Source organism: Enterobacter cloacae complex sp. XAL002, assembly GCF_049236805.1.
Lineage (GTDB): Bacteria > Pseudomonadota > Gammaproteobacteria > Enterobacterales > Enterobacteriaceae > Enterobacter > Enterobacter intestinihominis.
Genome location: NZ_JBMKJN010000010.1, coordinates 173,209 through 190,446 on the forward strand (window position 1 = coordinate 173,209; position 17,238 = coordinate 190,446).

17 protein-coding genes and 1 riboswitch are annotated in these 17,238 nt (G+C 58.5%); of the genes, 13 read left to right on the top strand and 4 right to left on the bottom strand.

The window, feature by feature from the left end:
- Positions 1-62: 62 nt before the first annotated feature.
- Both hutU and hutH read left to right on the top strand, forming a co-directional pair.
- On the top strand, positions 63-1,751 hold the full coding sequence (gene hutU / locus ACOT0L_RS12250; RefSeq protein WP_003858533.1) for a urocanate hydratase: 1,689 nt from the start codon (positions 63-65) through the stop codon (positions 1,749-1,751).
- A complete protein-coding gene (hutH, locus tag ACOT0L_RS12255) occupies positions 1,748-3,268 on the top strand; it encodes a histidine ammonia-lyase (RefSeq protein ID WP_126490580.1) in 1,521 nt (506 codons plus the stop codon). Before hutU ends, hutH begins: the two co-directional genes overlap by 4 nt.
- 85 nt (positions 3,269-3,353) lie before the next feature.
- Here the strand turns inward: hutH and ACOT0L_RS12260 are convergent, their stop codons facing one another.
- The gene (locus ACOT0L_RS12260; RefSeq protein WP_003858531.1) at positions 3,354-3,830 is read right to left on the bottom strand and encodes a kinase inhibitor; all 477 of its coding nucleotides are present in this window, start codon (positions 3,828-3,830) and stop codon (positions 3,354-3,356) included.
- A gap of 47 nt (positions 3,831-3,877) precedes the next feature.
- On the bottom strand, positions 3,878-5,167 hold the full coding sequence (bioA, locus tag ACOT0L_RS12265) for an adenosylmethionine--8-amino-7-oxononanoate transaminase (protein WP_400211759.1): 1,290 nt from the start codon (positions 5,165-5,167) through the stop codon (positions 3,878-3,880).
- A gap of 86 nt (positions 5,168-5,253) precedes the next feature.
- Between bioA and bioB the strand changes: the two genes are divergently transcribed.
- Genes bioB through bioD form a run of 4 tightly spaced genes read left to right on the top strand, consistent with a single transcriptional unit; the run spans position 5,254 to position 8,881 of the window.
- Positions 5,254-6,294, top strand: coding sequence for a biotin synthase BioB (gene bioB, locus ACOT0L_RS12270; protein WP_017384942.1), 1,041 nt, complete (start codon positions 5,254-5,256; stop codon positions 6,292-6,294).
- Positions 6,291-7,448 carry an 8-amino-7-oxononanoate synthase gene (bioF, locus tag ACOT0L_RS12275; RefSeq protein WP_022647495.1) on the top strand — a complete coding sequence of 386 codons (1,158 nt, stop codon included), beginning with the start codon at positions 6,291-6,293 and terminating at the stop codon, positions 7,446-7,448. The genes bioB and bioF overlap by 4 nt, the downstream gene beginning before the upstream one ends.
- Positions 7,432-8,187 carry a malonyl-ACP O-methyltransferase BioC gene (bioC, locus tag ACOT0L_RS12280; protein WP_048966376.1) on the top strand — a complete coding sequence of 252 codons (756 nt, stop codon included), beginning with the start codon at positions 7,432-7,434 and terminating at the stop codon, positions 8,185-8,187. The genes bioF and bioC overlap by 17 nt, the downstream gene beginning before the upstream one ends.
- The gene (bioD, locus tag ACOT0L_RS12285; protein ID WP_072200992.1) at positions 8,180-8,881 is read left to right on the top strand and encodes a dethiobiotin synthase; all 702 of its coding nucleotides are present in this window, start codon (positions 8,180-8,182) and stop codon (positions 8,879-8,881) included. The genes bioC and bioD overlap by 8 nt, the downstream gene beginning before the upstream one ends.
- Here bioD and ACOT0L_RS12290 read toward each other — a convergent pair.
- On the bottom strand, positions 8,844-9,566 hold the full coding sequence (locus ACOT0L_RS12290) for an ABC transporter ATP-binding protein (RefSeq protein ID WP_023299635.1): 723 nt from the start codon (positions 9,564-9,566) through the stop codon (positions 8,844-8,846). The two genes, bioD and ACOT0L_RS12290, sit on opposite strands and share 38 nt — an antisense overlap.
- Positions 9,567-10,314: 748 nt before the next feature.
- Here ACOT0L_RS12290 and uvrB point away from each other — a divergent pair.
- A complete protein-coding gene (uvrB, locus tag ACOT0L_RS12295) occupies positions 10,315-12,330 on the top strand; it encodes an excinuclease ABC subunit UvrB (protein WP_003858519.1) in 2,016 nt (671 codons plus the stop codon).
- A gap of 40 nt (positions 12,331-12,370) precedes the next feature.
- Here the strand turns inward: uvrB and yvcK are convergent, their stop codons facing one another.
- Entirely contained in the window at positions 12,371-13,327 is a 957-nt protein-coding gene (gene yvcK / locus ACOT0L_RS12300; protein ID WP_421637261.1) for a uridine diphosphate-N-acetylglucosamine-binding protein YvcK, read from the bottom strand.
- A gap of 226 nt (positions 13,328-13,553) precedes the next feature.
- A riboswitch (molybdenum cofactor riboswitch) is annotated at positions 13,554-13,687 on the top strand.
- Here yvcK and moaA point away from each other — a divergent pair.
- From moaA to ACOT0L_RS12330, 6 genes are all read left to right on the top strand, one after another.
- Positions 13,675-14,664, top strand: a complete 990-nt coding sequence (gene moaA, locus ACOT0L_RS12305; RefSeq protein ID WP_022647500.1) for a GTP 3',8-cyclase MoaA — start codon at positions 13,675-13,677, stop codon at positions 14,662-14,664. It overlaps the preceding riboswitch by 13 nt.
- A 24-nt stretch (positions 14,665-14,688) precedes the next feature.
- Complete coding sequence (moaB, locus tag ACOT0L_RS12310; protein ID WP_022647501.1) at positions 14,689-15,201, top strand: molybdenum cofactor biosynthesis protein B; 513 nt, start codon at positions 14,689-14,691, stop codon at positions 15,199-15,201.
- 3 nt (positions 15,202-15,204) lie between these two features.
- A complete protein-coding gene (moaC, locus tag ACOT0L_RS12315) occupies positions 15,205-15,690 on the top strand; it encodes a cyclic pyranopterin monophosphate synthase MoaC (protein WP_006809528.1) in 486 nt (161 codons plus the stop codon).
- Entirely contained in the window at positions 15,683-15,928 is a 246-nt protein-coding gene (moaD, locus tag ACOT0L_RS12320; RefSeq protein ID WP_022647502.1) for a molybdopterin synthase sulfur carrier subunit, read from the top strand. Before moaC ends, moaD begins: the two co-directional genes overlap by 8 nt.
- 1 nt (position 15,929) lies before the next feature.
- On the top strand, positions 15,930-16,382 hold the full coding sequence (moaE, locus tag ACOT0L_RS12325) for a molybdopterin synthase catalytic subunit MoaE (RefSeq protein WP_063164001.1): 453 nt from the start codon (positions 15,930-15,932) through the stop codon (positions 16,380-16,382).
- A 58-nt stretch (positions 16,383-16,440) separates the two neighbouring features.
- Positions 16,441-17,148: a Bax inhibitor-1/YccA family protein gene (locus ACOT0L_RS12330; RefSeq protein WP_015571081.1), complete on the top strand. Its 708-nt coding sequence runs from the start codon at positions 16,441-16,443 to the stop codon at positions 17,146-17,148.
- Positions 17,149-17,238 lie beyond the last annotated feature (90 nt).

Below are 17,238 nucleotides of genomic sequence, written 5' to 3' on the forward strand. Positions count from 1 at the left end.
GTGTGTGCTTGTCTATACAAGTATATCTAAATGCATCACCTGTCCCTTATGAGGAACACACAATGTCGTCAGATAAATACCGCAAGCAGGATGTCCGCGCCGCGCGCGGCACCACGCTCACCGCAAAAAGCTGGCTCACCGAAGCACCGCTGCGCATGTTAATGAACAACCTTGATCCTGAGGTAGCAGAGAATCCCCATGAGCTGGTGGTCTACGGCGGCATTGGTCGCGCCGCACGCAACTGGGCGTGCTATGACGCGATTGTCGAGTCTTTGACGAATCTCGAAAACGACGAAACGCTGCTGGTGCAATCCGGCAAACCGGTTGGCGTATTCAAAACCCATAAAAATGCGCCCCGTGTGCTGATTGCCAACTCCAACCTGGTGCCGCACTGGGCGACGTGGGAACACTTCAACGAGCTGGACGCAAAAGGGCTGGCCATGTACGGCCAGATGACCGCGGGTAGCTGGATCTACATCGGCAGCCAGGGGATTGTGCAGGGCACCTATGAAACCTTCGTGGAAGCGGGCCGACAGCACTATAACGGCTCACTGAAAGGCCGCTGGGTGCTCACCGCCGGACTAGGCGGCATGGGCGGCGCGCAGCCGCTGGCCGCGACGCTGGCCGGCGCGTGCTCCCTGAACATTGAGTGCCAGCAGAGCCGCATCGATTTCCGTCTGCGTACCCGCTATGTTGATGAACAGGCCGACAACCTCGATGACGCGCTGGCGCGCATCAAAAAGTACACCGCTGAAGGCAAAGCCGTGTCGGTTGCCCTGTGCGGCAACGCGGCGGATATTCTGCCGGAACTGGTGGCGCGCGGCGTGCGTCCGGATCTGGTCACCGACCAGACCAGCGCTCACGATCCGCTCCACGGCTATCTGCCAAAAGGCTGGACGTGGGAAGACTACCAGCAAAAAGCGGAAACCGATCCTGAGGGCACGGTACTGGCGGCTAAACGCGCCATGGCGGAACACGTCTCCGCGATGCTCGCCTTCAGTAAGATGGGGATTCCGACCTTTGATTACGGGAATAACATCCGCCAGATGGCGAAAGAGATGGGGGTGAATAACGCCTTTGACTTCCCCGGCTTCGTGCCCGCCTATATTCGTCCGCTGTTCTGCCGCGGCATCGGGCCGTTCCGCTGGGTTGCCCTGTCCGGCGACCCGGAGGATATCTACAAAACCGACGCCAGAGTGAAGGAAATTGTCGCCGACGACGAGCACCTGCACCGCTGGCTGGACATGGCGCGCGAGCGCATTAATTTCCAGGGCCTGCCAGCGCGTATCTGCTGGGTCGGGCTGGAGTGGCGGCAAAAACTCGGCCTCGCCTTTAACGAAATGGTGCGCAGCGGCGAAGTCTCCGCGCCGATCGTCATTGGCCGCGACCACCTGGACTCCGGCTCTGTCGCCAGTCCGAACCGTGAAACCGAAGCCATGCGCGACGGCTCGGATGCGGTCTCCGACTGGCCGCTGCTGAATGCCCTGCTGAACACCGCCAGTGGCGCAACCTGGGTGTCGCTGCACCACGGCGGCGGCGTCGGGATGGGCTTCTCCCAGCACTCCGGGATGGTCATCGTCTGTGACGGTACCGACGAAGCGGCGGCACGTATTGCTCGCGTGCTGCATAACGACCCGGCAACCGGCGTGATGCGCCACGCGGATGCGGGTTACGAGATTGCCATTGATTGTGCCAAAGAGCAGGGCCTGAACCTGCCGATGATCCCCGCCACACAAGGAAAGCCTGCATGAACGCGTTAACACTTACTCCCGGCTCTTTGTCGCTCAAACAGCTGCGTCACGTCTGGCGTCAGCCGGTGACACTCGCCCTTGATGAAAGCGCCCACCGTGCCATTAACGACAGCGTGGCCTGCGTGGAGTCGATTGTAGCGGAGGGGCGCACCGCCTACGGCATCAATACCGGGTTTGGCCTGCTGGCACAGACCCGCATTGCCACGCACGATCTGGAGAATTTACAACGTTCGCTGGTGCTCTCGCACGCGGCGGGCGTTGGCCAGCCGCTGGACGATGAGATCGTCCGCCTGATGATGGTGTTGAAAATCAACAGCCTGGCGCGTGGGTTTTCCGGCATTCGTCTGAGCGTGATCCAGGCGCTGATGGCGCTGGTGAATGCTGAAGTTTATCCGTGGATCCCGGCGAAGGGCTCCGTCGGAGCTTCCGGCGATCTGGCACCGCTGGCGCATATGTCGCTGCTCCTGCTGGGTGAAGGCAAGGCGCGCTGGCAAGGGGAGTGGCTGCCTGCGAAAGAGGCGCTGAAAAAAGCCGGCTTAGCGCCGATTACTCTTGCAGCAAAAGAAGGGCTGGCGCTGCTCAACGGCACGCAGGCATCGACGGCCTTTGCGCTGCGCGGCCTGTTTGAAGCGGAAGATCTGTTCGCCTCCGCGGTGGTGTGTGGTGCGCTGACCACTGAAGCGGTGCTCGGCTCGCGTCGTCCGTTCGATGCCCGCATCCACGAGGTGCGCGGCCAGCGCGGTCAGATTGATGCCGCTGCCATGTACCGCCACGTACTTACCGATACCAGCGACATTGCCGAATCACACCATAACTGCGAGAAGGTGCAGGATCCGTATTCCCTGCGCTGCCAGCCGCAGGTGATGGGCGCATGCCTGACGCAGCTTCGCCAGGCGGCAGAAGTGCTGCTGGTGGAGGCCAATGCGGTGTCCGATAACCCGCTGGTGTTTGCCCAGGAAAACGAGGTGGTTTCTGGCGGCAACTTCCACGCCGAGCCGGTGGCGATGGCGGCAGATAATATCGCGCTGGCGATGGCCGAAATCGGAGCCTTGTCCGAGCGTCGAATCGCACTAATGATGGATAAACACATGTCCCAGCTGCCGCCGTTCCTGGTGCGCAACGGCGGCGTGAACTCGGGCTTTATGATCGCCCAGGTCACCGCCGCAGCACTGGCAAGCGAAAACAAAGCCCTGTCGCATCCGCACAGCGTGGACAGCCTGCCAACGTCAGCAAATCAGGAAGATCACGTTTCGATGGCCCCGGCTGCCGGGCGTCGACTGTGGGAGATGGCCTCCAACACCCGCGGCGTGCTGGCGGTGGAATGGCTGGCGGCGTGTCAGGGTATTGATTTGCGCGAAGGGCTAAAATCCAGCCCGCTGCTGGAGCAGGCGCGTCATACGCTGCGCGAGCACGTTACGCACTACGATGAGGACCGCTTCTTTGCGCCGGATATTGATAAGGCGATACAGCTTCTGGAAGAAGAAACCCTTGCAGGACTGCTACCTTCCGTGCTGTGATTTTTTTGCCCGGTGGCGCTGCGCTTACCGGGCCTACGAATACGAAATGTAGTCCGGGTAAGGCGTAGCCGCCACCCGGCTTTTTTTATGAATACATCGCCGTAATCGACGCGCTGCCCAGCGAATGGAAATGGACGTTAAAGCCTACCATTGCCCCGCTCGCCCCTTCGTCAACCTCAATCTTGTCCACATCCAGCGCGTGCACCGTGAAGATATAGCGGTGCGTTTCCCCTTTTGGCGGCGCCGCGCCGCCGTAGCCCGCTTTGCCAAAGTCCGTGCGGGTCTGAATCGCACCGTCGGGCAGGGCAACCAGATCGGAACCGGAACCCTGCGGCAGCACGCGGGTGTCGGCGGGCAGGTTTGCCACGATCCAGTGCCACCAGCCCGAACCGGTTGGCGCATCTGGATCGTAGCAGGTCACGACAAAACTTTTAGTTCCCGCTGGTACATCGTCCCACGCCAGATGGGGAGAGATATTATCTCCCTGATAACCCATCCCGTTAAACACGTGACGTTCCGGCAGCTTTTCGCCGTCGCGCAAATCTTTACTGATGATTTTCATCCTATTTCCCTCGTTACTCACTCATTCAGAAAGTGTAACGCATGGGGTTAAATCGTGAAATGCGCTGATATGTTAACGGCTTTAACCACTGCACCGGTCAGCTTGTGGAGCTGATCCGGAGAAATGCTGTACGGCGGCATGAGGTAAATCAGCTTACCGAAAGGTCGCACCCAAACGCCCTGGTCAACGAAGAAGCGCTGCAACGCGGCCATGTTCACCGGATGCGTTGTCTCGATCACCCCGATGGCGCCCAGCACGCGGACGTCCGCGACGTATTCCGCCTCCACCGCTGCGCTTAGCTGCTGCTTCAGCTGTGCCTCAATCGCCGCCACCTGCGTCTGCCACTCGCCGCTCTCCAGAATAGCGAGGCTTTCGCTTGCCACGGCGCAGGCCAGCGGGTTGCCCATAAACGTCGGGCCGTGCATAAAGCAGCCCGCGTCGCCGTCGCTGATGGTGTCGGCAACCTGGCGGGTGGTGAGCGTGGCGGAGAGCGTCATGGTGCCGCCGGTGAGTGCTTTCCCCAGGCACAGAATATCCGGCGCGATCCCCGCATGCTCGCAGGCAAACAGCTTCCCGGTACGGCCAAAGCCGGTGGCGATCTCATCGGCAATCAGCAAAATTCCTTCGCGGTCGCACATCTTCCGAATGCGCTTCAGCCACTCGGGGTGATACATCCGCATTCCGCCCGCGCCCTGCACAATCGGTTCGAGAATAACGGCGGCAACCTCGTGGCGATGGGCCGCCATCAACCGCGCGAAGCCCACCATGTCCATCTCGTCCCATTCGCCGTCGAAGCGGCTCTGCGGGGCTGGCGCAAACAGGTTTTCCGGCAGGTAGCCTTTCCACAGGCTGTGCATGGAGTTGTCCGGATCGCACACCGACATCGCCCCGAAGGTGTCGCCGTGATAGCCGTTGCGGAAGGTGAGGAACCGCTGGCGCGTTTCGCCCTTCGCATGCCAGTACTGCAACGCCATTTTCATCGCCACTTCCACGGCCACCGAGCCGGAATCAGCCAGGAAAACACACTCCAGCGATTCAGGCGTCATCGCTACCAGGCGACGGCATAAATCCACCGCGGGCTGATGCGTGATCCCGCCAAACATCACGTGTGACATCTGGTCAATCTGCGCTTTCATCGCCGCGTTCAGACGCGGGTGGTTGTAGCCATGGATCGCCGCCCACCAGGAGGACATCCCGTCAACAAGCCGCTCGCCGCTGGCGAGATGCAGCTCGCAGCCGTGGGCCGAGGCTACCGGATAGACGGGAAGGGGGCGGGTCGTGGAGGTGTAAGGGTGCCAGATATGCTGCTTATCGAAGGCGAGATCGTCCTGGGTCATAATCGACTTGTAAACCATTTTGAAAAGTTTTAGGTTTACAAGTATAAACCGAACCGACAATTAACAAAACCCTTTGGAGAAGCCCGATGGCTCACCACGCACGCTGGACGATGTCGCAAGTCACTGAATTATTCAACAAACCTTTCCTGGAGCTGATGTTTGAGGCGCAACAGGTGCACCGCCAGCACTTCGATCCGCGTCATGTTCAGGTCAGCACGCTGCTGTCGATTAAAACCGGGGCTTGCCCGGAAGACTGCAAATATTGCCCGCAAAGCGCGCGCTATAAAACCGGTCTTGAATCCGAGCGCCTGATGGAAGTCGAGCAGGTGCTCGACTCAGCGCGCAAGGCCAAAAACGCTGGCTCAACCCGCTTCTGCATGGGCGCGGCGTGGAAAAACCCGCATGACCGCGACATGCCCTATCTGGAGCAGATGGTGAAGGGGGTGAAGGAGATGGGGCTTGAAGCCTGCATGACCCTGGGTACGCTAAACGAGGAGCAGGCGCAGCGCCTCTCGGCGGCAGGGCTGGATTACTACAATCACAACCTCGATACCTCGCCGGAATTCTACGGCAACATCATCACCACGCGCACCTATCAGGAGCGTCTGGACACGCTGGATAAAGTGCGTGATGCGGGGATCAAGGTCTGTTCCGGCGGGATCGTGGGACTGGGCGAAACGGTAAAAGATCGTGCCGGCCTGCTGTTACAGCTGGCGAACCTGCCGACCCCGCCGGAAAGTGTGCCCATCAACATGCTGGTGAAGGTAAAAGGTACGCCGCTGGCGGATAATGAGGACGTGGATGCCTTCGATTTCATCCGCACCATCGCGGTGGCGCGCATCATGATGCCAACCTCTTACGTTCGCCTCTCTGCCGGTCGCGAGCAGATGAGCGAGCAGACCCAGGCGATGTGCTTTATGGCCGGGGCCAACTCCATCTTCTACGGTTGCAAACTGCTGACCACACCAAACCCGGAAGAGGACAAAGACGTTCAGCTGTTCCGCAAGCTGGGGCTGAACCCACACCAGACCGGGGTACAGGCGGGGGATAACGAGCAACAACAGCAGCTGGAGCAGCAGATATTCAACGCCGACACTGACCAGTTCTACAACGCGGCAGCCGTATGACCTGGCAGGCACGTATCAGGACCGCGCTCGACGAGCGGCGGGCGGCGGATGCGTTTCGGGTACGCAGGGTAGTGGAAAACGGTGCAGGCCGTTTTCTCACCCGGGAAGGAGAGCGGTTCTGTAATTTCTCCAGCAACGATTATCTGGGCCTGAGCCAGCACCCGCAGATCGTTCGTGCCTGGCAGCAGGGCGCGGATCGTTACGGCGTGGGCAGCGGTGGCTCCGGGCACGTCAGCGGCTACACCACGGCCCATCAGGCGCTGGAGGAAGCGTTGGCCGACTGGCTGGGCTACCCGCGGGCGCTGTTGTTTATCTCCGGTTTTGCCGCGAATCAGGCGGTGATTGCCGCCCTGATGGGCAAAGACGACCGCATCATCGCGGACCGCCTGAGCCACGCCTCCCTGCTTGAAGCCGCCAGTCTCAGCCCGGCACAGCTGCGGCGTTTTGCCCATAACGATGCCTCTCAGCTGAACGTCCTGCTGGGTAAACCCTGTTCAGGGCTTCAGCTGGCGGTCACGGAAGGGGTATTCAGCATGGACGGCGACAGCGCGCCCCTGGCCGCGTTGCACGATGCCGCAAAACAGCAAAACGCATGGCTGCTGGTCGACGATGCCCACGGCATTGGCGTCACCGGCGAGGAGGGGCGCGGAAGCGCTTATCAGCAGGGCGTCAGGCCGGAACTGCTGGTGGTCACTTTTGGAAAAGGCTTCGGCGTCAGCGGTGCCGCGGTGTTGTGCTGCGAGCCGGTGGCCGACTACCTGGTGCAGTTCGCCCGGCACCTGATCTACAGCACCAGCATGCCCCCGGCGCAGGCCGTGGCACTCTCTGCGTCGCTTGCGGTGATCCGCGGCGAAGACGGCGCTGAACGCCGGGCTCGCCTGGCCGACCATATTCAGCGTTTCCGCCGGGGGGTAAGCGAACTGCCTTACCGGCTTACCGACTCGCACAGCGCCATTCAGCCCGTGATTGTGGGTGAAAACCATCGGGCGCTGATGCTGGCACAGGCGCTACGAGAACGCGGGCAGTGGGTCACGGCGATCCGCCCACCCACCGTGCCGCCAGGCACCGCGCGCTTGCGTCTGACGCTTACGGCAGCGCACGAGCCGCAGGATATCGATACGCTTCTGGAGGCACTGTATGTCTCCCGTCAATAAACAGGCCGTTGCCGCTGCGTTTGGCCGGGCAGCGCAAAGCTATTCACAGCACGATGAGCTGCAACGCCTGAGCGCGCGCGGGCTGCTGGCCGCGCTCGGTGACGGGCGTTTTGCGCAGGTGCTCGACGCGGGCTGCGGGCCAGGCGGCAATAGCCGCTACTGGCGCGCAACGGGCAGCCAGGTCACGGCGCTGGATTTATCTGCGCAGATGCTGGATGAAGCCCGCCAGCAGCAGTCAGCAGACCGTTATCTGGTGGCCGATATCGAGGCCATCCCGCTGGAGGATGCGCTGTTTGACCTCGTCTGGAGCCATCTGGCGGTGCAGTGGTGCACCAGCCTGTCGCAGGCGCTACGCGAGCTTTACCGCGTGGCACGGCCCGGCGGAGCGGTGGCCTTTACCACCCTGCTGGAAAGTTCGTTGCCGGAGCTGAATCAGGCGTGGAGGGCGGTGGATGCGCAGCCGCACGCCAACCGGTTTCTCTCGCACGAACAGGTCACTCAGGCGCTGGCAGGCTGGCGTTATCGCAGCGAGGTCCAGACCGTCACCCTCGAATTTAGCGATGCGTTAAGCGCCATGCGCTCTCTTAAGGGCATAGGCGCGACGCACCTGCACGCCGGTCGGGAGAAGAAACCCCTTACCCGCGGACAACTCCAGCGTCTCGGGCTGGCCTGGCCGCAGGATCGGGGCCGGTTCCCGCTCTCTTATCATCTTTTTCATGGGATTATTGAACGTGACTGAACGTTATTTTGTTACCGGTACGGACACCGAAGTCGGTAAAACGGTTGCCAGCGCCGCGCTGTTGCAGGCGGCGCGTCTGCTGGGGAAAACAACGGCCGGGTATAAGCCCGTAGCCTCCGGCAGCGAGATGACGCCGGAAGGCTTACGCAATACTGATGCGCTGGCGCTACAGCGTAACAGCAGCCTTGCGCTGGCCTATTCTGCGGTGAACCCCTATACCTTTGCTGAACCCACCTCGCCGCACATCGTTAGCGCCGATGAAGATCGTCCGATTGATTTTTCGGTGCTCTCTTCCGGATTACGCGACCTGGAAACGCAGGCCGACTGGGTGCTGGTGGAGGGGGCTGGCGGCTGGTTTACCCCGCTGTCCGACGAGCAGACCTTTGCTGACTGGGTGCGGGCCGAACAGCTTCCGGTCATTCTGGTGGTGGGGGTGAAGCTTGGCTGTATCAATCACGCCATGCTGACCGCTCAGGCCGTGCAGCAGGCCGGGTTGCGTCTGGCAGGGTGGATTGCCAATGACGTGGTTGCGCCGGGTAAACGTCATGCTGAGTATCTGGCGACGCTGAAGCGGGTGCTGCCTGCGCCGTTTCTCGGCGAGATCCCGTGGCTTGCCGACGGCGCAGAGCAGGCGGAAACCGGACGCTATCTTGACCTCAGCGCCTTATGTCCCGCGCCATCCAGTGCGCAATAAGGTCGTCATCCAGCTCGTTAACGTGGCCCTGTGCCACGTTACGCCCGCGATAGAGCATGCAGAAACGATCCGCTACCCGGCGGATAAACGACAGCTGTTGCTCCGCTAACAGCACCGTCATTCCCAGCTCCCGATTCAACCGTACCAGCAGTTGACCCAGCCTGCGGGCGAAGCCTTGCCCTGCGCCATACATGGGCTCATCCAGAATCAACACGCGCGGGCGATTAACCAGCGCACTGGCGAGGGCCAGCTGATACTGGTCGTCGGGGGACAGCGCAGAGGCACGCATTTGTCGCAGCGGATAGAGTTCCGGAAACAGTGCGTACACGTCATTTTTTGATGTCGGGTCGGATTTCCCCGTCGCCCGCATAGCGATATGCAGATTTTCATCGACGGTCAGCTGGGAAAATATCCGCCGATCCTGCGGGACGTAGCCTATCGTTGGCGGCGCCGTGAATGCTGACGCAGGGCTAAGCAAATTACGCGGCGGCGCGCCAGCCTCATGCCATATGATGGTGCCGCTCTCAACGGGCACCTTTCCGGTAATGCAGTTCATGAGCGTGGATTTACCCATGCCAGGCAGGCCAACAATGCCCGTACAGATGCCTTGCGGGAAATCGATATTCACGTTCCATAGCGTATGTTGGCTTCCGTAAAACTGATTTACAGCACGCAGACTCAACATCTTTCTCTCCTTAAAAATGTGTGGGGTAATGCTCAGGCTGATATCTGCAAAACGCCTGCCAGAAACAAAATAATGATTAAAAAAGAGCCATTTTTAGGAATAACCCACTGCTAAAAGCTTAACGTTTGTTCGAATTGCACGCTCCCGGTGCCGTGCGTGTCGAATCGTGGTGCAGGGAAAATGACGGAATTGTGATTAAGATCTCGCCGGTTACTTATGAAAAAATGAACGTTTTCCAGGCAAAAAAGAGTGATAAAAATTTTTTACTGCCGCTTCGTGGGAAAAACCGGGAATTTGCTGGAGTGCATGCTGTACGGGCTGGAGGCAGTTATCCACTATTCCTGTGGATAACCTTGTGCATTAGAGTTAGAAAACACGCGATAAGCGAGAGAATACGCGGGTTACAACCAAATTGATGCGAAACGCGGCTTTAGGAAATAGTCTATATTTTTTAACGAATTAGATAAAAGCAATTCCCTCAACGTCAGCGACACCTGTTGCCATAAAACTTTCATAACCGCCCTTGACAAATGTTAAAAAAGTAATAGTTCTGGGGATAACCCCCTGAGGCTGGTGTTTTATATTGTCACAGTTGAAATTTAGCTCGCGAACGCACTAATCCTCTCTGCGCTACGCTAAATATCCTGACACGCTACTGGTTTTCCATCCAGTGTTTTTTACTGGCAATCCTGGCCACAACGAGTAAAATTACTCACCTGCCGCTTATTCTGTCATCAGGTCGTCGCCCATGAGTAAACCGTTCAAATTGAATTCTGCTTTCCGTCCTTCCGGGGATCAGCCCGAGGCCATTCGTCGCCTGGAAGAGGGGCTGGAAGACGGGCTGGCGCACCAGACCCTGCTGGGGGTAACCGGTTCGGGTAAAACCTTCACTATTGCCAACGTCATTGCCGATCTTCAGCGTCCTACGATGGTTCTTGCGCCGAACAAAACGCTGGCGGCGCAGCTGTATGGTGAGATGAAAGAGTTCTTCCCGGAAAACGCGGTGGAGTATTTCGTCTCCTACTACGACTACTACCAGCCGGAAGCCTACGTTCCCAGCTCCGACACGTTTATCGAGAAAGATGCCTCGGTGAACGAACATATCGAGCAGATGCGTTTGTCGGCGACCAAGGCGCTGCTGGAGCGTCGTGATGTGGTGGTGGTGGCCTCGGTGTCGGCGATCTACGGCCTGGGCGATCCGGATCTCTATCTCAAGATGATGCTGCACCTGACGCAGGGGATGATCATCGATCAGCGTGCAATTTTGCGCCGTCTGGCGGAGCTGCAGTACACCCGTAACGATCAGGCGTTCCAGCGCGGGACCTTCCGCGTACGTGGTGAGGTTATTGATATCTTCCCGGCGGAATCGGACGACATGGCGCTGCGCGTGGAGCTGTTCGATGAAGAGGTTGAACGCCTGTCGCTGTTCGATCCGCTGACCGGTCACGTGGAGTCGGTGATCCAGCGCTTCACCATCTACCCGAAAACGCACTACGTGACGCCACGCGAGCGTATCGTACAGGCGATGGAAGAGATTAAAATTGAGCTGGCAGACCGCCGCAAGGTGCTGCTGGCGAACAACAAGCTGCTGGAAGAGCAGCGCCTGAGCCAGCGTACCCAGTTCGATCTGGAGATGATGAACGAGCTGGGCTACTGCTCCGGCATTGAAAACTACTCACGCTACCTCTCCGGGCGCGGACCGGGCGAAGCGCCGCCGACGCTGTTTGACTACCTTCCGGCGGACGGCCTGCTGGTGATCGACGAATCCCACGTTACGATCCCCCAGATCGGCGGGATGTACCGCGGTGACCGCGCGCGTAAAGAGACGCTGGTGGAGTACGGATTCCGACTGCCGTCAGCGCTGGACAACCGTCCGATGAAGTTTGAAGAATTTGAGGCGCTTGCTCCGCAGACCATCTATGTATCGGCGACGCCGGGCAACTACGAGCTGGAGAAATCCGGTGATGACGTGGTGGACCAGGTTGTGCGTCCGACCGGGCTGCTGGATCCGATTATCGAGGTGCGTCCGGTGGCGACGCAGGTGGACGATCTGCTCTCGGAAATACGTGCCCGCTCTGCCATCAACGAGCGCGTGCTTGTGACCACGCTCACCAAACGTATGGCGGAGGATTTGACGGAGTATCTGGAAGAACACGGCGAGAAGGTGCGGTATCTGCACTCGGATATTGATACCGTGGAGCGTATGGAGATCATCCGCGACCTGCGCCTGGGCGAGTTCGACGTGCTGGTGGGTATCAACCTTCTGCGAGAAGGTCTGGATATGCCGGAAGTGTCGCTGGTGGCGATTCTGGATGCGGACAAAGAGGGCTTCCTGCGTTCCGAGCGCTCGCTGATCCAGACCATTGGCCGTGCCGCGCGTAACGTCAACGGGAAGGCGATTCTGTACGGGGATAAAATCACCCCGTCGATGGCCAAAGCGATTGGCGAAACGGAACGTCGTCGCGAGAAGCAGCAGCGCTATAACGAAGAGCACGGCATCACGCCGCAGGGGCTGAACAAGAAGGTGGTGGATATCCTGGCGCTGGGTCAGAACATTGCGAAGACCAAAGCGAAAGGGCGCGGCAAGGCCCGTTCAGTGGTGGAAGAGGATACCGTCGCGCTGACCCCGAAAGCGTTGCAGCAAAAGATCCACGAGCTGGAAGGGCAGATGATGCAGCACGCGCAGAATCTGGAGTTCGAAGAGGCCGCGCAAATCCGCGATCAGCTGCATCAGCTGCGGGATCTGTTTATTGCGGCATCGTAGTTTTTTGCCCGGTGGCGCTGCGCTTACCGGGCCTACAGGTTTAGCGTCTTTTGTAGCCCCGGTAAGCGCAGCGCCACCGGGGTTTTTGGTAACCTAATTGCAGAATCGCCTTCTCCAGCGCCTCGCGCAGCAGATGGCGGTCGTGGCGATATTTAATATCGCTGGCTTCCAGCGGCTCCTGCACCACCACGCGATCGCCAATCCCCGACACATCTACTTTTGGCCCGACCACGACACCATCGATAATTTTCTTACCAACATACTGTTCCATCAGGTCCAGCTTATCCGCCAGCGACAGGCTTGCCGCCGCCGGACTGAGTTCGCGGCCTAAATTACCGATATAGACCATGGGCGCAGGCGTTCTGCGCAGCGCCTGCGCCAGCTCTTTCACCAGCAGGATCGGCATCAGGCTGGTATAAAAACTCCCCGGCCCAATCAGGATCAGATCGGCCTCGCCAATCGCTTCAACCGCTTCACGCGTTGCGGGTACGCTGGGGTAGGTCATCAGCTCTTTTGGCGGAAGGAGAAGCTGGTCGATATTCACTTCACCATACACTTCGTGATCGTCAGCATCGATCGCCATCAAATCTACCGGCTGTTCGGACATCGGGATCAGGAACGCATCCACTTTTAGCAGGTTACGAATTAAATTGATCGCTTCCAGAGGGCGCACGCTCAGGTGATCCAGCGCCTTTAACATCAGATTTCCAAGGTTATGGCCTGAAAGTTCGCCATTTCCCCCAAAACGGTACTCAAACATCGCCGAGGCCACGCTTGGCTCAGTGATGAGCTGGTTGAGGCAGTTGCGCATATCACCCCAGGCTATCCCGCCTTCAGCACGTCGGATCCGCCCGGTTGAGCCGCCGTTGTCCGTTGTTGTCACGATGCCCGTCAGGCGTGAGCCCAGTGACGATAACGACGACATAACCCGTCCCAGACCGTGACCTCCTCCAAGAGCGACCACGCGGTCCAGATCCGCAAAAGTGCGATTGCGCATACCTATTCCTTATCCTGTTAAGCTTGCGTCACAGTAACGCAACTACTCCTAAAAGACGATGCCTCTCACAAACCATAATGACGTATATCAATGCGAAAGCGCTGTTTTTGCGTATTCTGTAGTGAAAATGCACGATAACATCGTTATGTATAAATTTATATAGCGAAAAGCGACAATGGCGAAGTGGCGATTTCCACGCTACTATCGCCATAACCACGTTTTCAAAACTGAAAACATACACTCTAGCCCTGGCGCCTGTGTCGAGAGATATGGCGCCCTGGCCGTGGCGGATTTGCCACCAGGGTACAGAAAGAAATGACTGTGCCTCCCGATCTGGAAAGGTGTACATGGCTTCACAACTTACTGATGCTTTCGCGCGTAAGTTTTTCTACTTACGTTTGTCGATTACCGACGTGTGTAACTTCCGTTGCACCTACTGCCTGCCCGATGGCTACAAGCCGGGCAGCGTCACCAATAATGGCTTTCTCTCCGTGGAAGAAGTACGCCGCGTCACGCGCGCGTTCTCTGAACTCGGTACGGAAAAAGTGCGTCTTACCGGGGGAGAACCCTCCCTGCGCCGTGATTTCCCTGACATCATTGCCGCCGTGCGTGAAAACGAACGTATCCGCCAGATAGCGGTGACCACCAACGGTTACCGCATGGCGCGTGACGTGGCGAACTGGCGCGATGCGGGGCTGACGGCGATCAACGTCAGCGTCGATAGCCTGGACGCCCGTCAGTTCCACGCCATTACCGGCCAGGATAAGTTCCAGCAGGTAATGGACGGCATCGATGCCGCGTTCACCGCCGGTTTCGACAAGGTCAAAGTCAATACCGTGTTGATGCGTGATGTGAACCACCATCAGCTGGACACCTTTCTGGCGTGGATCAAACCGCGCCGCATTCAACTGCGTTTTATTGAGCTGATGGAGACCGGGGAGGGCAGCGAGCTGTTCCGTCGCCATCACATCTCCGGCATGGTCCTGCGTGACGAACTGCTGAAACGCGGCTGGATCCACCAGATCCGCCAGCGCAGCGATGGCCCGGCGCAGGTCTTTTGTCATCCGGATTATGAAGGCGAAATCGGCCTGATCATGCCCTATGAAAAAGACTTCTGTGCCAGCTGCAACCGCCTGCGCGTCTCCTCTGTTGGCAAGCTGCACCTCTGCCTGTTCGGGGATGGCGGCGTCGATCTGCGCGATTTGCTGGAAGACGACGCCCAACAGGACGCGCTTGAAGCACGCATTTCCGAGGCGCTGACGCACAAAAAGCAGACCCATTTCCTGCATCAGGGCAACACCGGCATTACTCAGAACCTGTCCTATATCGGCGGGTAATCAGGCTTTAGAAGGAACCAGAAGATGAGTCAGGTAAGCGCGGAATTTATCCCGACACGCATTGCTATTCTTACCGTTTCCGAACGTCGTGGTGAAGAGGATGATACCTCCGGCCACTGGCTGCGCGAGGCGGCACACGAAGCCGGGCACCAGATTGTTGATAAAGCGATCGTCAAAGAGAACCGTTACGCCATTCGCGCTCAGGTTTCACAGTGGATTGCGAGTGATGACGTCCAGGTTGTACTGATCACTGGCGGCACCGGCTTTACCGCAGGCGACCAGGCGCCGGAAGCGCTGCTTCCGCTGTTCGATCGCGAAGTAGAAGGCTTCGGCGAAGTGTTCCGCATGCTCTCATTTGAAGAGATTGGCACCTCTACGCTCCAGTCCCGTGCCGTCGCGGGGGTAGCGAACAAGACGCTGATCTTCGCCATGCCTGGCTCGACCAAAGCCTGCCGCACCGCGTGGGAAAACATTATTGCCCCGCAGCTGGATGCCCGTACCCGTCCGTGTAATTTCCATCCCCATTTAAAGAAATAAGCTATGTCACAACTGACCCACATAAACGCCGCTGGCGAAGCGCATATGGTGGATGTCTCCGCCAAAGCCGAAACGGTGCGCGAGGCGCGTGCTGAAGCGTTCGTCACCATGCTACCGGAGACGCTGGCGATGATTATCGACGGTAGCCATCACAAGGGTGATGTGTTTGCCACCGCCCGCATCGCCGGTATTCAGGCCGCTAAACGTACCTGGGACCTCATCCCGCTCTGCCATCCGCTGATGCTCAGCAAAGTGGAGGTAAATTTGCAGGCGCAGCCGGAGCATAATCGCGTGCGTATCGAGTCCCTGTGCCGCTTAACCGGGAAAACCGGCGTGGAGATGGAGGCGTTGACGGCAGCCTCCGTGGCGGCGCTGACCATCTACGACATGTGTAAAGCGGTGCAGAAAGATATGGTGATTGGCCCGGTGCGTCTGCTGGCAAAAAGCGGCGGCAAATCCGGTGATTTTAAGGTGGAAAGCCATGATTAAGGTGCTCTTTTTTGCCCAGGTCCGTGAGCTGATCAATACCGACAGCCTGACGCTGGACGGCTCTTTCGAAAACGTCGCCGCCCTGCGTGCGCATCTGGCGGCGCAAAGCGACCGCTGGGCGCTGGCGCTGGATGAAGGCAAATTGCTGGCCGCCGTGAATCAGACGCTGGTGGAGTTGACCCACCCGCTGGCTGATGGGGATGAAGTGGCCTTCTTCCCGCCGGTCACAGGGGGTTGAGATGACGGAAACCCGAATTCTGGTTGGCCATGAGCGTTTTAACGTGGGCACGGAATATGACTGGCTGGCCGGGCGCGACGAAGACGGCGCGGTCGTGACCTTTACCGGGAAAGTGCGTAATCATAATCTCGGTGACAGCGTAAAAGCGCTGACGCTGGAGCACTATCCGGGAATGACCGAAAAATCGCTGGCGGCCATTGTGGAAGAGGCGCGAGGCCGCTGGCCGCTGGGGCGCGTTACGGTTATCCATCGCATCGGCGAAATGTGGCCCGGCGAAGAAATTGTGTTTGTCGGCGTCACCAGCGCCCATCGCGGGAGTGCTTTTGCGGCGGGGGAGTTCATCATGGATTACCTTAAAACCAAAGCGCCGTTCTGGAAGTGTGAAGCGACGCCGGAAGGTGAGCGCTGGGTAGAATCACGCGACAGCGATAAGCATGCCGCCAGCCGTTGGTAGTTGGTTTACGCGGATGTGTTACTCTTAACGTGTGTGTTTACTTAATCAGGAGTGAATCATGGACCGATTTCCGCGTTCCGATTCGATAGTTCAGCAGACCCGTAGCGGGCTGCAAACCTACATGGCTCAGGTGTATGGCTGGATGACGGTTGGCCTGCTGCTTACCGCGTTTATCGCGTGGTATGCGGCAAACACGCCTGAACTGATGATGTTTATCTTCTCAAGCAAAATCACCTTCTTTGGGCTGATTATTGCGCAACTGGCGCTGGTGTTCGTGCTCTCCGGGCTGGTGCACAAGCTCAGTGCGGGTATGGCGACCACGCTGTTTATGCTCTATTCGGCGCTGACCGGGCTGACGCTTTCCAGTATTTTCATCGTTTACACCTACTCTTCCATCGCCAGCACGTTTGTGGTGACCGGCGGGATGTTCGGTGTGATGAGCCTGTACGGTTACACCACCAAACGTGACCTGAGCGGCTTCGGCAACATGCTGTTTATGGGGCTGATTGGGATTGTGCTGGCGTCGCTGGTTAACCTGTGGCTGAAGAGTGACGCGCTGATGTGGGCGGTGACCTATATCGGGGTGGTGATCTTCGTGGGCTTAACCGCTTACGACACCCAGAAACTGAAAAACATCGGTGAACAAATTGATGTTCGCGACAGTTCAAACCTGCGCAAATACTCGATTCTGGGCGCACTGACGCTTTATCTGGACTTCATCAACCTGTTCCTGATGCTGCTGCGTATTTTTGGCAACCGGCGTTAGTGAGGGTGGCGCTGTCTGATGCCCTCACCCTGACCCTCTCCCACAGGGCTGAGGGTTCCCCACAAATTAATGCGAGCACTGAGCAATCCC

Bases quoted from the DNA above. Each gene is read 5' to 3' on its own strand.
- moaA (WP_022647500.1), top strand. From the start codon at position 13,675: ATGGCTTCACAACTTACTGATGCTTTCGCGCGTAAGTTTTTCTACTTA.
- hutU (WP_003858533.1), top strand. From the start codon at position 63: ATGTCGTCAGATAAATACCGCAAGCAGGATGTCCGCGCCGCGCGCGGC.
- hutH (WP_126490580.1), top strand. From the start codon at position 1,748: ATGAACGCGTTAACACTTACTCCCGGCTCTTTGTCGCTCAAACAGCTG.
- uvrB (WP_003858519.1), top strand. From the start codon at position 10,315: ATGAGTAAACCGTTCAAATTGAATTCTGCTTTCCGTCCTTCCGGGGAT.
- ACOT0L_RS12290 (WP_023299635.1), bottom strand. From the start codon at position 9,566: ATGTTGAGTCTGCGTGCTGTAAATCAGTTTTACGGAAGCCAACATACG.
- moaD (WP_022647502.1), top strand. From the start codon at position 15,683: ATGATTAAGGTGCTCTTTTTTGCCCAGGTCCGTGAGCTGATCAATACC.
- ACOT0L_RS12260 (WP_003858531.1), bottom strand. From the start codon at position 3,830: ATGAAAATCATCAGTAAAGATTTGCGCGACGGCGAAAAGCTGCCGGAA.
- moaE (WP_063164001.1), top strand. From the start codon at position 15,930: ATGACGGAAACCCGAATTCTGGTTGGCCATGAGCGTTTTAACGTGGGC.
- moaB (WP_022647501.1), top strand. From the start codon at position 14,689: ATGAGTCAGGTAAGCGCGGAATTTATCCCGACACGCATTGCTATTCTT.
- bioB (WP_017384942.1), top strand. From the start codon at position 5,254: ATGGCTCACCACGCACGCTGGACGATGTCGCAAGTCACTGAATTATTC.
- yvcK (WP_421637261.1), bottom strand. From the start codon at position 13,327: ATGCGCAATCGCACTTTTGCGGATCTGGACCGCGTGGTCGCTCTTGGA.
- bioC (WP_048966376.1), top strand. From the start codon at position 7,432: ATGTCTCCCGTCAATAAACAGGCCGTTGCCGCTGCGTTTGGCCGGGCA.
- bioF (WP_022647495.1), top strand. From the start codon at position 6,291: ATGACCTGGCAGGCACGTATCAGGACCGCGCTCGACGAGCGGCGGGCG.
- ACOT0L_RS12330 (WP_015571081.1), top strand. From the start codon at position 16,441: ATGGACCGATTTCCGCGTTCCGATTCGATAGTTCAGCAGACCCGTAGC.
- bioA (WP_400211759.1), bottom strand. From the start codon at position 5,167: ATGACCCAGGACGATCTCGCCTTCGATAAGCAGCATATCTGGCACCCT.
- moaC (WP_006809528.1), top strand. From the start codon at position 15,205: ATGTCACAACTGACCCACATAAACGCCGCTGGCGAAGCGCATATGGTG.